Annotated in this window: 11 protein-coding genes; 8 read left to right on the top strand and 3 right to left on the bottom strand. The window is 72.7% G+C overall.

The genetic code is table 11. The features are described from left to right. The first annotated feature begins 58 nt into the window (after window positions 1–58). From FHU30_RS26525 to FHU30_RS26515, 3 genes are read left to right on the top strand one after another with little or no spacing between them, the layout of a single operon-like run. Entirely contained in the window at window positions 59–1,216 is a 1,158-nt protein-coding gene (locus FHU30_RS26525; protein WP_253879364.1) for a cytochrome P450, read from the top strand. Beyond that, the gene (locus tag FHU30_RS26520; protein WP_253879363.1) at window positions 1,213–2,742 is read left to right on the top strand and encodes a class I adenylate-forming enzyme family protein; all 1,530 of its coding nucleotides are present in this window, start codon (window positions 1,213–1,215) and stop codon (window positions 2,740–2,742) included. Before FHU30_RS26525 ends, FHU30_RS26520 begins: the two co-directional genes overlap by 4 nt. Then, window positions 2,739–3,653 (top strand): NAD-dependent epimerase/dehydratase family protein, encoded by a 915-nt coding sequence (locus tag FHU30_RS26515; protein WP_253879361.1) that lies wholly within the window; start codon window positions 2,739–2,741, stop codon window positions 3,651–3,653. The genes FHU30_RS26520 and FHU30_RS26515 overlap by 4 nt, the downstream gene beginning before the upstream one ends. Before the next feature lie 61 nt (window positions 3,654–3,714). On the opposite strand, the gene FHU30_RS26510 is transcribed toward FHU30_RS26515, so the two are convergent. Next, on the bottom strand, window positions 3,715–4,104 hold the full coding sequence (locus FHU30_RS26510) for a YybH family protein (RefSeq protein ID WP_253879356.1): 390 nt from the start codon (window positions 4,102–4,104) through the stop codon (window positions 3,715–3,717). Window positions 4,105–4,163: 59 nt separating this feature from the next. Between FHU30_RS26510 and FHU30_RS26505 the strand changes: the two genes are divergently transcribed. Continuing rightward, window positions 4,164–4,562: a winged helix-turn-helix transcriptional regulator gene (locus tag FHU30_RS26505; RefSeq protein WP_253879355.1), complete on the top strand. Its 399-nt coding sequence runs from the start codon at window positions 4,164–4,166 to the stop codon at window positions 4,560–4,562. A gap of 1,460 nt (window positions 4,563–6,022) precedes the next feature. On the opposite strand, the gene FHU30_RS26500 is transcribed toward FHU30_RS26505, so the two are convergent. Next, entirely contained in the window at window positions 6,023–6,400 is a 378-nt protein-coding gene (locus FHU30_RS26500) for a winged helix-turn-helix transcriptional regulator (protein WP_253879353.1), read from the bottom strand. 49 nt (window positions 6,401–6,449) lie between these two features. On the opposite strand from FHU30_RS26500, the gene FHU30_RS26495 reads away from it, so the two are divergent. Both FHU30_RS26495 and FHU30_RS26490 read left to right on the top strand, forming a co-directional pair. Then, the gene (locus FHU30_RS26495) at window positions 6,450–7,145 is read left to right on the top strand and encodes an NAD(P)-dependent oxidoreductase (protein ID WP_253879352.1); all 696 of its coding nucleotides are present in this window, start codon (window positions 6,450–6,452) and stop codon (window positions 7,143–7,145) included. A 23-nt stretch (window positions 7,146–7,168) separates the two neighbouring features. Further along, window positions 7,169–7,942 (top strand): phosphotransferase, encoded by a 774-nt coding sequence (locus tag FHU30_RS26490; protein WP_253879350.1) that lies wholly within the window; start codon window positions 7,169–7,171, stop codon window positions 7,940–7,942. A gap of 408 nt (window positions 7,943–8,350) precedes the next feature. Here FHU30_RS26490 and FHU30_RS46340 read toward each other — a convergent pair whose 3' ends face one another. Beyond that, entirely contained in the window at window positions 8,351–9,109 is a 759-nt protein-coding gene (locus tag FHU30_RS46340; RefSeq protein ID WP_308211398.1) for a GNAT family N-acetyltransferase, read from the bottom strand. Window positions 9,110–9,251: 142 nt separating this feature from the next. Between FHU30_RS46340 and FHU30_RS26475 the strand changes: the two genes are divergently transcribed. Together FHU30_RS26475 and FHU30_RS26470 are read left to right on the top strand one after the other, a co-directional pair. Next, window positions 9,252–11,351 (top strand): AMP-binding protein, encoded by a 2,100-nt coding sequence (locus FHU30_RS26475; RefSeq protein WP_301323638.1) that lies wholly within the window; start codon window positions 9,252–9,254, stop codon window positions 11,349–11,351. A 17-nt stretch (window positions 11,352–11,368) separates the two neighbouring features. After that, a complete protein-coding gene (locus FHU30_RS26470; RefSeq protein WP_253879348.1) occupies window positions 11,369–12,784 on the top strand; it encodes an MFS transporter in 1,416 nt (471 codons plus the stop codon). The last annotated feature ends 528 nt before the right edge of the window (window positions 12,785–13,312 follow it).

Genomic DNA, 13,312 nt, shown 5'->3' with positions numbered 1-13,312 from the left:
CCGAAACAGCGAGCTCTCTACGGCGGGACGCTTGGCACGGGATGCAAGGCCGTCTTGGGTGGATTGGGAGGCGCGGGTTTATCTGGCCGCGCATCCGGTGGCGTATCCGCTGCTGCGGGGGCTGGCGCGGCGGGGGCCGGTGGTGCGGGTGCCGGGCGTCGGGGTCGTGGTGAACGATGCGGGTTGCGCCCGCTCCGTCCTGATGGACGGGGAGACCTTCCGGAAGGACGGCCCGGGCTCGCCCGGCGACCTGTGGACGCCCGTCCTCGGCCCGTCCGTGCTGCTCAACATGGAAGGCGGGGCGCACCGCGCGCTGCGCCGCCGCCTCACCGACCTGTTCACGCCCGGGTACGCCGAAACCCTGGTGGACGACGTCCTGGACGCCCCGCTGCGGGACGTGTCGGAGCGCCTGGCGCGCGGCGAGACCGTGGACGTCGTGGCCCTGATGCACGTGATGGCCGGGGCCGTGATCAGCCGGGTCATCGGGCTGGAGACGGCGTCCGAAAAGGACTTCCGGTCGCTGTTCGAGGCGGGCGAGCGGATCGTGTCGATGATCTCGCTCCGGACGCGCCGACTGTCACCCTCGCAGATCGCGCGCGCACGAGCCGTCCTCGACCCGCTGGGCGACATCGCCGCCAAGGCATATGCGGAGGGCTCGTCCTCGACGGTGATGGGACGCATGCGCGCGCTCGGCCTGTCCGAGGCCGAAGCACGCGGCGCGGCGGGCGCCTTCTTCCTGACCGGGACCGAAACCGTCGCGACGCTCGTCCCGCGCCTGATCGCGCTGCTCCACGACACCGGCACGCTGGACGAGGCGGCCGCCTCTCCCGCGTTCCTGGACCGCGCGATCGACGAGGCGATGCGCGTCACCACGCCCACCCCGGTGATGCTGCGCAGCGTCCACGCCGAAACCCGGATCGCGGACGTTCCGGTACGTCCCGGCGACCGCGTCCTCATCGCGACGCACAACTGCTGCCGCGCGTACGGGCCGTTCGACCCGTCCCGTCCGCAACCATCTGACCTGCGGAGACTCTGGTTCGGGGCCGGGCCGCACTTCTGCCTGGGCTACCCCTTGGCCATGGCCGAGATCCGGACCATCGCGCGGACGCTCCTGGCGTCCGGCCCGCTGACGATCACGGACCGGCGGGCCGCCCGGGGCGTCCTGATCCCGGCCTACCGTCGGCTGAACGTCCGGCTTGAGGAGAACGCCCGATGACCTTGATCCGACGCCTCCTGGACCAGGCGGCGCGCACGCCCTCCGAGGTCGCGCTCATCGCGGGGGACGGCACCGAGCTCACTTACGGCGACCTGCGGCGGAAGGTTCTGGCCGTCCGGAACGGGCTGCGCGCCCATGGCCTGCAGACGGGCGACGGCGTGCTGTTCTCCGTGCGCCCGTCGCCGGACAGCCTCGTCCTCGCGCTGGGTGTCGTCGCGGCCGGGGGAGTGGTCGTGTTCGCCGATCCGGGCGCGGGCCCGGAGATGTTCGCCGCTCGGTTGCGGCTGGCGTCTCCTCGCTGGTCAGCCGCCGAATCCGTGCTGTACGCGGCCAGCCGCCTGCGTCCCGTGCGTGCGCTGGCGCGCCGCCGCGGCCTGCTCCTGCCGCACCTGGCCGACCTCCCTCTCCGCCACATCTACACCGGCCGCCGCCTCCCAGGCGTCCCCGCCGCCGCCCTCTCACTGAACGCCCTGCTGGCCACATCCTCGGCCGGATCTTCTGCCGATGCGTCGTCGGCTGGGGCTTCTGCCGATGCGTCGGACGTCGATGTCGAGGTCGATGTCGATCCGGACGCGCCGGCGGCGGTCATCTTCACGTCCGGAACGACGCAGCACCCGCGTGCGGTCGTCCACACGCAGGCATCGCTGGTCGCCGCGCTCGACCTGTTCCGCGAGCGCATCCCGCTGGGCCCGGGCGACGTCGTTCACACCGACCAGCTCATGCTGGGGATTCCGACGCTGGCGTCCGGCGCGCGCTGGTCGATGCCGCCGCTTTTCGCGTCGCCGACCCGCTTCGCGCTGCACCTGCGCGAACGCCGCGCGACGCACACGTTCTGCGTCCCCGTCCACCTGTCCGAAATCCTGGACGTCGAACCGTCCCTGCCCAAGACCCTGCGCTACGTCCTGCTGGGAGCTGCGCCCGCTCCTGCCGGAGTCCTGCGGCGCGCGATGGAGGCCGCGCCCCATGCCGAGGTGCTCTCCGTCTATGCGATGACCGAAATCCTGCCCGTCGCCATAGCGTCCGCCTCGGAAAAGCTCGCGCACGCCGGTCAGGGCGACTACCTCGGCGTCCCCCTCGTGCGCACGCGCGTAGCGCCGGACGGCGAACTCTGCCTCTCCGGCCCCAACCTCTGCCGCGGCTACCTCGGCGAGCCACCACTGCAGGAACTCCCCACCGGCGACCTCGTCCGGATGGAAGGTGACCGGCTGGTACTCATGGGCCGCAAGAAGGACATGCTCATCCGCGGCAAGTTCAACTTGTACCCCGGCCTCTACGAACCCGCGATCAGCACCCTGGACGGCGTGGACGAGGCCGCCATCGTCGGCGTCCCCGACCCGGAGACGGGCGACGAGGAGGTCGTCCTCGCCATCACCGGCACCGCGTCCCCCGAGTCCCTGCGCCGCCGCCTCCCGCAGCTCATCGACCACGACGCCCTGCCAGACCGGATCGTCGTCCTCCCGTCCCTCCCGCGCTCCGGCCGGACCCGCAAACTCGACCGGACACTGCTCAAAGAGGCCGTCCAATGACCACCGACCCGTCCGGCCGGATGAGGATCGCCGTGACCGGCGCGTCCGGCTTCGTCGGCGGGGCCGTCGCGCGCGCCCTGGCCGCCGACCACGACGTCCTCGAATTCGGACGCCGTCCCGGCTACCGCTTCTGGGACCTCACCCGCGGCCCCCTGACGTCCCCGCCGCCCGTCGACGCGGTGATCCACTGCGCGGGCAGCGTCACGGACTGGGGCCCGGCCGCCGACCTCTTCGCCGTCAACCTGTCCGGCACCCGCGCCGCGCTCGCCACCTGGCCGGACGCCCGCTTCGTCCACGTCAGCACCGCCAGCGTGTACGACCCGTACGTCCCGCACGTCATGACGACCGAGTCCGAGGGGCCGTCCAGGCGCCACATCAACGCCTACGGCGCGTCCAAGGCGGCGGCCGAACGCGACGTCCTGCGCCATCCGGACGCCGTCGTCCTCCGTCCGCACGCCGTGTACGGCCCGGGCGACACGACGCTGCTGCCGCGCGTCCTCTCAGCCGTCCGCGGCCGTTACCTGCCCGCCGTCGGCACCGGCCGCCAGCGCATCAGCCTCACCTCGATCGACAACCTCGTCCAGGCCTGCCGCCGAGCCCCGACCGCCCCGCCCGGCGTCTACAACATCACCGACGCCGAACCCGTCACCCTCGACACCGCGCTCCGGACCATCCTCAAGGAGCGTCGCATCAACGCCCGCCCCCTCTACCTCCCGCACTGTCCCGCGGCAGCCCTGGCCGCGGTGGCCGAAGCCGCCTTCCTCCTCGTCCGCAGCCCCAGGCCACCCCGCCTGACCCGCTACGCGATCAGCCACCTGGCCCAGGACCGCACCTACGACATCACCGCCGCCCGCCAAGCCTTCGGCTACACCCCGACCCCCACCACCTTCAAGTCCGCCGCCACCTGGTAGCCGGAGAGCCCAACCGCGATCGCCTAGCCGCGGATCGCGAAACCCTCCTCCAAGGGCGAATTCAGGCGGCGCCCGTGGCCGCGCCGAAGGGATTGTCAATGACGTAACGCCATCGGCCGTCCGCCCCCCTCCGAGCGACGTCCGTAGCCGTCCCTTCAATCTTCACGGCCGCGCCATCGACGCCCTCACCCTCAATGACCCAGTCGACGATGAGCAGGGCGACATCGCCCGCGACGTACACATGCCGCGGCTGAACCGTGATCGGCAACCCCAGCCCCACGAACCGGGCGTTCGCAGCCAACGCCCGCTCACCCTCCAACGGCGTGCCCGGCTCGGGAACGAACAGCGCGCCGTCCTCGTACACCTGCGCCACCGCCGCCACGTCGCCGCTGTTGAACCGCTCGGCGAACACCATCGGCACGTCCTCGGGACGCTCGGCCAGACTCCTCATTCGTGCAACACCCCTCACCTTGAGAAAATGCGCTGAAACGGACGTTAGGAGGCGCTCTCGTGGCTCACCAAACGGTTGGTCACGCGCGGCTCGAAGCAGCCGCGCCACCCAAGCCGGGCCTCCCGGACGACCCCCACATCCACGTCCCCGAACCGACACCGACCTGCCCCGTGGAGATCACCCTCGCCGTCCTGCGCGGCCGCTGGACGACCCTCGTGATCCGCGAGCTCCTGAAGGGCGGCCGCACCTACACCCAACTCCGCGAAGCCCTGCCGACCCTCTCGGACAAGGTCCTCTCCGACCGCCTGGCCCACCTGGCCGAAGCCAACGTCGTCACCCGCCACCGCACCCCCGCCTGGCCCCCCACCACCCACTACGAACTAACCCCCCAAGGCCAAGCCCTAGGCCCCGTCCTCCAAGCCCTATGGACCTGGTCCACCACCCCCCACCCCCACTAACCCCACCCGCCCCCCTCAGCTCCCTGGCTAGCCCCCTGAGCCGGCAACGAGCCTGATCCCAGAACACTCGTGTCCGAGCCACGACCCCGCACAGCACCCGCGGAACGCACACCCAGCCCAACCCTGCCGACGTGCCTCCTGTCTGGCACCCACCCGCGCCCGCGTCTGACGCAGCACAGCCACACCAACCCCTGCACCCCGAGCCCGTGTCTCGACACGCGCATCCCCACCCTTACCCGTGGCACAAAGCCGCGCGCGAAATGTCCCAGGCAGTGCAGCGAAGAGGCCCTGCCGTAGTCGCTCGTCCGCACGTTGAGACAACGCACCCTGCGCCGGACGCTGCGCCCGGCACGGACTGACGCCTAGGACGCACCCGCACGCGACCCGAGCTGCCGCATGCTGCCCCCACCACCCGTCCCGCGCACCGAACGCCTGCAGCGCCCAGAACGCATACCCGGACGCGGCGCGGAGGCCACGCATGTGGGAGCCCGTGTGAGGGCAATAGGCCGTGATGTCCACGCTGGTGCGCTATCCCTTCGGGTGCGCATGGCCCTGCGCGGACGCGCCAAACACGCGTGCCGGGTTGGGCGACGGCCTGGGGGGACGCGCCTGCACTGCGCGCCCGGGCGCGGCGTATGCCGGGTGGGACGTGCCATGTGCGCGTACCGGGTTGAGCGACGCCCTTCGGTGGACGTGCCTGTGCTGCGCGCGTCCGTGCGTGAGGGCAGCAGGCGGTGGTGTCCACGTTGGTGCGCTCTCTTCGGATGGCGCATGGCCTTGTGTGGACGCGCCAGTCACGCGTGCTGGGTTGGGCGACGGCCTGGGTGGACGCGCCTGCAATGCGCGCCCGGGCGCGGCGCATGCCGGGTGGGACATACCCCAGCGTGCGGACCGGGCGTTGAGTGACGCCTTTCGGTGGAGGTGCCTGTGCTGCGCGCGCCGGGGCACGGCATAGGCCAGGCGGGACGTGCCATGTGCGCGTGTCAGGGGTGGGCAACGTCCTGTGCTGCGCACGTCCATGTGCTGCGCACGTCCATGTGCTGCGCACGCCCGTGTGCTGCGCACGCCCGTGTGCTGCGCACGCCCGTGTGCTGCGCACGCCCGTGTGCTGCGCACGCCCGTGTGCTGCGCATGCCGGGTGGGGCGTGCGCATGTGCGGGTGGCGGGGGGTTTGCGGGGCGGCTTGGGGTGGACGTGGCTGGGCTGCGTGCGATCCTGCGCGGTACGTGCCGTGCGGGACGCGTTGCACGGGTACTGCGGCGCCCTGGGAAGACGCGCATGGGGGGCGGCGCGCCTGTTGCTGGGGTCAGGGGTGCACGTGTGGTGCGCCTGCGTTGTGCGGACGCGTGAGGTTGGGGTGTTGGTGGGATGGCCTCCTTTGGGTTGGGGGCGGGAGGTAGGTGGTGGGCGTGTGTGTTGGTTGGGGGCGGACGGGTGGGCGTGCGGGAGTTGGGGGTGGGTTAGGCCGGGGCTTGGTGGTGGGTGGCTTGGTAGGCGGCTTCGTGGGCGTCCACTAGTTCGTCCCAGTGGTCTTCGGCCCAGGCGCAGGCGGCGGCCATCGGGGCGAGGAGGCTGCGGCCCAGCGGGGTGAGGGCGTACTCGACGGAGCGGGCCTGCTCGTGGCGGGAGATCAGGCCGCTTCGTTCCAGGCCGCGCAGGGACTGGGTGAGGGACTTCGGGGTGACGTTGCGCAGGGGGACGCGCAGCTCGGAGAAGCGGCGGGGGCCGTCCTCCAGGCAGCGGATGATCATGCCTGCCCACTTGTCGCCGAAGCGGATGGGGCTCACGGAGCTCGGGCAGAGCTCGTCGAACATGTCCGGTGTGAGGGGTGTGCGCACGCGTTCACGGTATCCAAGGGGATACCTCCCTTCTGGTTAGCGTCCTGCCATGACCGAGATCACCGTTTTCGGAGCGGGCGGACGCGTCGGACGCGCCGTCGTCCGCGAGGCCCTGGCCCGTGGCCACCGCGTCACCGCCGTCGTCCGCGATCCGTCCGCCCACACCAGCGTGGTGCAGGACGACGCCGAAGTGAAAGCCAAGCCCCGACCTGTGGATAACTCCCACGAAAGTGCGGACGCCCCCAGCGTCACGTACGTCCGCGGAGACATCACCGATGCGGAGGCCGTCGCGCGGCTCACCGAGGGGAAGGACGCGGTGGTGAACGCCGCCGCCGACCTCGCCGCCGACCCCGGCGAGCACTTCCCGGCGGCCAATCGTGCGCTCCTCGCGTCCCAGGCCCCGCGCGTCATCGCGGTCGGTCTGGCGACCTACCTGGAGATGGCCGAGGGTGGCCTCTGGATGGACCTGCCCGAGTTCCAACCGGAGTGGCGGCCGTTCGCCGAAGGGCATCTCGCGGGCGTGAACGTGTTGCGCGACGGCGGAAACGGGCTGGACTGGCTGGTCCTGAGCCCGTCCGGCGACTTCGACCACGAGGCGGAGGGGACGGGGGAGTACCGCGTCGCGCCGGGCGATCCGTCCAGTCGCATCTCGTTGCCCGACTTCGCGCTCGCAGTGCTCGACGAGATCGAGAAGCCCTCGCACTCGCGCGCGCACGTTGGCGTCGAAAACCAGATGCGTTCATGAAAGTCGGCGGATAGAACGTCCGCATGGACGAACAAGCCTTGCCCGGCGGCAAGACGACCGGGACCGTGCGCGTCGGAGACACCGTCCGCCGGACGGCCCAGCCCTGGACGCCGTCGGTGCAGGCCCTCCTCCGGCACCTTGAGGCCGCCGGATTCGACGGCGCGCCGCGCGTCCTCGGCTTCGACGACCAGGGCCGCGAGGTGCTGACGTTCATGGAGGGCGACGTCGTCGGCGATGCGCGGCCCTGGCCCGCGTGGGCGGTATCGGACGAATCGCTCGCACAGGCCGGGGCCTGGGCGCGGCGCCTGCACGACCTGACCGCCGAGTTCGTCCCGCCGCCGGACGCGCCGTGGTTCACCGGCCGTCCCTGGCAGCCGGGCCTGATCATCGCGCACAACGACGCCGCGCCCTACAACGCCGTCTGGCGGGACGGACGCCTCGCCGGATTCGTCGACTGGGACACGGCCGGCCCGACCACCCGCGCGTTCGAGCTCGCCTGGATGGCCCTGACCTGGGTACCGCTCAACACGCGGAGCTATGCCGACGTCTTCGACCCGGGCGACGAGGCCGACCGCTCGCGCCGCCTCCACGTCCTGCTCGACGGTTACGGCTACGACGGCGACCGCACGGCCCTCCCCGAGGTCATCGCCCGCCGCGCCCGCATCAACGCCCAGGTCATCCGCCAGATAGCGTCCGGCGGCGACCCCGTCTACAAGGCCCTCCTCCCCTTCGCGGACGACCAGGACCAAGCCGCCGAAGACGCCCTAGCCCTCCCCGCTTCTTTCTGGCGCCCCTAAGCACCCGCTGCGCCGGGCGTCCACCCCAAGGGGCGGTCGCGCCGCGTTCGGCCCCTGCACCAAGCCACGCCCCTAACCACCTGCCCATCGCAACAACCATGCCCCCAGCCCAGCGCCCGCGCCCGCCTTCCGCGCTCTGCGCCCGCGCCCGCCTTCCGCGCTCTGCGCCCGCGCCCGCCTTCCGCGCTCTGCGCCCGCGCCCGCCTTCCGCGCTCTGCGCCCGCGCCCGCCTTCCGCGCTCTGCGCCCGCGCCCGCCTTCCGCGCTCTGCGCCCGCGCCCGCCTTCCGCGCTCTGCGTCTGCGCTCCGAGTCCGCGTCTGCGTTCCGCGTTCCGCGTTGCGCGTTTCGCGTCTGCGTCTTGCTTGCGCTGGGGCGGGTTGGGTGGGGTGGGGCTGCTAGTGGGGGTGGTTAGGCGGGGAGGGAGATGAAGAGGGCTTCGGCTTGTTTGTGGTAGCCGACTCGGGCGTAGACGCGGGCGGCTTGGTCGTCGGCTGGGGTGAGGAAGAGGGTGGTGATTCCGGCCTGGGCTCCTGCGCGGGTGAGGGCGGCGGTCACGGCGCCTGCTATGCCTCGGCGGCGGTGGGTGGGGGCGGTGGCGATGCCTGCGACTTCGGCGACGCCTGCGCGCGGGGGGAGGAGTTGGCCGGCGCCGACGATGGCGCCGGTGGTGGTGTCGCGGGCGGCGGCGATCAGGCCGTCCTCGGCGAGGAGCCTGAGCATGCGGGTGAGGTCGTGGTCGGCGGGCGGGGGCGCGTCGAAGGCGGCGTTCGTGATGCGGGCGACGGACCAGAGGTCGTCGGTCGCGGAGGCGGGGACGAGGGAGACCTGGATGTCCGGGTCGAGCGGGACGTCCAGGACGTCCGAAGGCGGGCAGACCAGGAGCGGGTAACGGCCCTCGGGGGTGAGGCCGGCGGCCAGGAGGGCGGCCTCGACCTTGGGCGCGGCGCGCGGGACGTACTCCAGGCGGGGGACGCGGGCGCGGGCGTGGAAGGCGGCGATCAGGGCGGCGACGTCGTCCGGGGTGGGGTCGGCGCCGTCGTCGGGGACGGCGTGGTTGAACGGCAGGTCCGGATCGTCCGGGTCGATCTTGGCGGTGAACGGGCCGACGCGGAGGCGGCGGTCGTCGGGGATCGTTCGGAGGAAGGCCTGCACGTCGTTGATCAGCACGTTTCCGCAGGGTACGCGCGGGTTCCGGGAGGAGCGAGTGAATTTTCCGGGGGTCGGGATCAACGGATTTGTCATGATCAGCCGTTGTTCGGGGGAGGTGGGCGTGTTGGTCTGCTGAGGACGCGGACGGAAGGGGTCGACGATGACCGACACGAACGCCGAGCGCTACCATCGCCTCGGATGGTGGCGGGACGGGACGTTCCTGGACGACCTGGACCGCTGGGCGCGCGAGGCTCCGGACCGGCTCGCGGTCGTCGGGCACTGCTGGGAGACCTCGCACGGGCCCGACCGGGTCCTCACCTACGCCGACCTGCAGGACGCCGTGGACCGGTGCGCCGCGGGCCTGGCCGAACTCGGCGTCCGGCGCGGCGACCGGGTGGCGATGCAGCTGGTCAACCAGTGGCAGACGACCGTCCTCGCGCTCGGTTGCGGACGGCTCGGCGCGGCGGTCGTGCCGTACTTCATCGCGACCGGCGCGTCCGACACCGAGTGGATCCTGCGGCGCAGCGGCGCGCGGGTGGCGGTGGCGATCGACGCGGTGCGGGGGCTCGAACCCGCCGCGGTCATCGCCGGGATGCGGGACCGGCTGCCCGATCTGCGGCATCTGGTGGTCGTGGGGGAGAAGGTCCCCGAGGGTGCGCTGAGCTTCGACGACGCGCTGCTCGCGCCGTCCGTCCGGCTCGATGAGCTCGAACTGGAGCGGCCCGGCCCGGACGAACTGTTCCAGATCATGTACACGTCCGGAACGACCGGAAGGCCCAAGGGCGTCCGGCACACGTTCAACACCCTGTACGCGATGGCGCGCGGCTACGTCGACCCGCTTGGGCTCACCGGCGAGGACGTCCTGACCACGCCGTGCGTCGTCGGAGGGCAGGGCGGCTGGCTGTACGGGATGCTCGCGCCGCTGCTGGCGGGCGCGACGGCCGTCTGGGCGGACGCGTTCGACGCCGCCGACCTGCTCGACCTGGCCACCGAGTACGGGATCACGGTCGGGTACATCACGCCGTCCGTCCTGGGCGATTTCATCGAGGAGCAGGACGCGCGCCCGCGCGAGGTGAAGCTGCGTCACCTGGTGTCGGGGTCGTTGCCGATCCCGCCGACCATGCCCGCGCGCGTGCACGAGGTGTTCGGCCTTCCGCTGCTTCCGCTGTGGGGGATGACCGAAAACGGCGGCGTCACTATCGGACGCCCAGGTGACCCCGTGGACATCGCCGTCCACAGCGACGGCAAGCCTGTCGACTGGATGGAGCTGCGGCTGGTCGGGGACGACGGCGAACCCGTCCCGGACGGCGAGCCTGGTCGCCTGGAAGTGCGCGGCGCGAACATGTGCCTCGGCTACCAGGACGACGACGCGCTGTTCGCCGAGTCCCTGCATGACGGCTGGTTCGCGTCCGGCGACCTCGCCCGTCCGGACGGGCGCGGCGGCATCAAGATCGTCGGACGGGTGAAGGACATGGTCAACCGCGGCGGCGTGCACGTCCCCGGCGTCGCGGTCGAGGGCGTCCTGCGCGAGCATCCGAACATCGCCGAGGTCGCGGTCGTCGGCGAACCCGACCCGGTGCTCGGCGAGCGCGTCGTCGCGGTGGTCGTCCCGTCCGGCGAGCCGCCGACCCTGGACGACCTGCGCGACCTGGCCCGCAAGGCCGGCCTCACCCGCGGCTTCGAGCCCGACCGCCTCGAACTGGTCGCCGACCTCCCCAAGACCCCCACCGGCAAGATCCGCAAACGCGACATCGAGCAAGACCTCGCCCGCCGCGCCACCGATCCGTCTCGTCCTGCCGCGACCGAGGCGGACGAGCCGGGCCCGGCGGCCAGTGCGTCCGGCGAGGGCGGCTCGACGCGCGATGCGTCCGGCGAAGGGGGGCGCGAGGAAGGTCCGGCGCCGCGCGCCGCTAGCGCGTCTCGTCCTGCCGCGACCGAGGCGGACGAGCCGGGCCCGGTGGCCAGGGCGACCGGCGAGGGCGCTTCGACGCGCGATGCGTCCGGCGAAGGGGTTCGCGAGGACGATCTGGCCCGGCGCGCCGCTAGCCCGTCTCGCTCTGCTGCGACCGAAGCGGACGAGTCGGGCCCGACGTCCAATGCGTCCGGTGACGGCGGCTCGAACCGTGATGTGTCGGGCGCGGGGGATCGGCCTGCGTTGGGTGAGGGCGGCTCGACACGCGACGCCTTGGGTGAGGGAGGCTCGGCCGTTGCGGGGGAGGCGGGACGCGGAGCGGGGGCGGTGGGGCCTTCGGGCCCGTGAGGGGGCGCGGGGGCGGGGTGGACGGGCGGAGGGTTTTCGCGCTCGGGTCGGTGATCGTCGCGCAGGTGATGGCGGTCGTGGACTACAACGTCGTCAGCGTCGCGATCCCGCGGCTGCTGCGGGACTTCCGGGGCAGCTCGCTCGCCGGCCTGTCGTGGACGATCACCGGGTACACGGTCGTGTTCGCGGCGGTGCTGCTTCCGGCGGGCGGGCTGGCCGACCGGTACGGGCCGCGGCGGATCTACCTGTCGGGGCTCGCGGTGTTCACGGCCGGGTCGCTGGCGTGCGCGCTCGCGTCCGGGCCGGGGACGCTGGTGGGCGCGCGGCTGCTGCAGGCGGCGGGCGGCGGGATGGTCGTTGCGCTCGGGATGTCCATCGGCGTGGACGCGTTCCCCGGCCGCCGCTCGCAGGCGTTCGCGCTGTTCGGGGCCGTGTCGGGCGTCGCGGCGGCGGCCGGGCCCGCGCTCGGCTCGGCGCTGATCGCGCTCGGCGGATGGCGCTGGATCTTCCTCATCAACCTGCCGCTCGGGCTGCTGGCGCTCGGCTGCGGGGCGTTCGGCGTCCGGGCCGTCCGCCGGGAGGACGGGGCGGTGCGCGGCCTGCCCGACCTGCTCGGCGCGGCGCTGCTCGCCGTCGGGGTCGCGGGGATCGTGCTCGGGCTCGTGCGCGGGCCCGACTGGGGCTGGACGTCCGGACGGGTGCTCGGATCCGCGCTGGCCGGGGTGGCGACGACGGCGCTCGGTGTGGTCGCGTCGCTGCGGCATCCGCGTCCGGCGGCGGACTTCACCCTGCTCAGGGCCAGGACGACCGCGCTCGGCAACGGCGGGATGGTGCTGGCGGCCGTCGTGTCGTTCGCCGTGCCACTGGCCGCCGCGCTGTTCCTCACCGCGCGCTGGAACTACTCGACGCTCGGCGTCGGGCTCGCGCTGACCCCGGCGCCGCTGACGTCGGCGGTGTCGTCGTGGCTGTCCGGGCCGCTCGTGCGGCGGCTGGGGACGCGGGCCGTCCTGGTGGCCGGGGGAGTCGCGGGCGCGGCGGGCTGGTCATGGCCCGCCGTCACCGGATCGGACGGCCCGTACGCGCTGGTCCTGCTGCCCGCGCTGATCGTCGGCACCGCCGGGACGGCCGTCCTGACGATCGCGCTCCAGACGCTGGCGATGGCGGCCGTCCCGACCGGGCGGTCCGGCAACGGCAGCGCGCTCATCATGCTCGCCCGGTCGGCGGGGGCGGCGATCGGGATCGGCGGGCTCACCGCGCTGCTGCACGGCGCGTCCGGGGACGGATTCAGGGCGGTCTGGGCGGGTATGGCGCTGTCCCTGGTGCTGATCGCCGCGATCGGCGGGACGTACGCGGGGCGCCCGCCACCCGGAGGGAGTGGCGGGCGCCGGGACGCGACCCAAGGAGGAGGCCACGCCGCTGACAGCGTTCCGTGACCGGACCGCGCAACCGGGCGGAGGCGAACCCCCGGCCCTCTGCGAAATCCCGGTCGGCGCCGTTTCGGATCTTTACCACGGAGGCGTGCGCATCGCGGTCACTCCTTTCCCATAAGTCCTGCCGTGACATTTGTGTTATTCATGTGATGGGGACGTTGAATTGTTCCGGCGACACACGGCCCATCGCCGGAACAAACGTGCCCGGCGGGTTACCACGGGGGCGTGCGCATGCGGCTCACCTCCAATTCGGCCAGGCTTGTGCCCGGTGATCTCCGGGACGACGGGAGCGGGGAGCGGAGAAAAGGCGGTTCGGCGGGCGGGACCCGCGGAAAGGGCGGCTCGCCCGGCCGGGAGCTGGGCGGACGCGGTGCGACGGGCGGGGAGCCGGGGTTCGTCGGGCATGGATCCGGAGTGGCGTCGGGCGGGGAGCTCGGGAGGGTCGCGCGTCGGGCGGAGGAGCTGGTCTAGGGCGGGAGCCGAGGCGAGGAGCTGGTTCTGGGGCTGAAGCCGGGGCGAGGAGCTGGTCTG

It is taken from the genome of Actinomadura rupiterrae, from assembly GCF_024172125.1.
GTDB classification, from domain to species: domain Bacteria; phylum Actinomycetota; class Actinomycetes; order Streptosporangiales; family Streptosporangiaceae; genus Spirillospora; species Spirillospora rupiterrae.
The sequence above is the reverse complement of the archived record's forward strand: the minus strand, read 5'-3'. Positions and strand labels throughout refer to the sequence as shown.

Bases quoted from the DNA above. Each gene is read 5' to 3' on its own strand.
- FHU30_RS26515 (WP_253879361.1), top strand. From the start codon at position 2,739: ATGACCACCGACCCGTCCGGCCGGATGAGGATCGCCGTGACCGGCGCG.
- FHU30_RS26520 (WP_253879363.1), top strand. From the start codon at position 1,213: ATGACCTTGATCCGACGCCTCCTGGACCAGGCGGCGCGCACGCCCTCC.
- FHU30_RS26490 (WP_253879350.1), top strand. From the start codon at position 7,169: ATGGACGAACAAGCCTTGCCCGGCGGCAAGACGACCGGGACCGTGCGC.
- FHU30_RS26475 (WP_301323638.1), top strand. From the start codon at position 9,252: ATGACCGACACGAACGCCGAGCGCTACCATCGCCTCGGATGGTGGCGG.
- FHU30_RS26495 (WP_253879352.1), top strand. From the start codon at position 6,450: ATGACCGAGATCACCGTTTTCGGAGCGGGCGGACGCGTCGGACGCGCC.
- FHU30_RS26510 (WP_253879356.1), bottom strand. From the start codon at position 4,104: ATGAGGAGTCTGGCCGAGCGTCCCGAGGACGTGCCGATGGTGTTCGCC.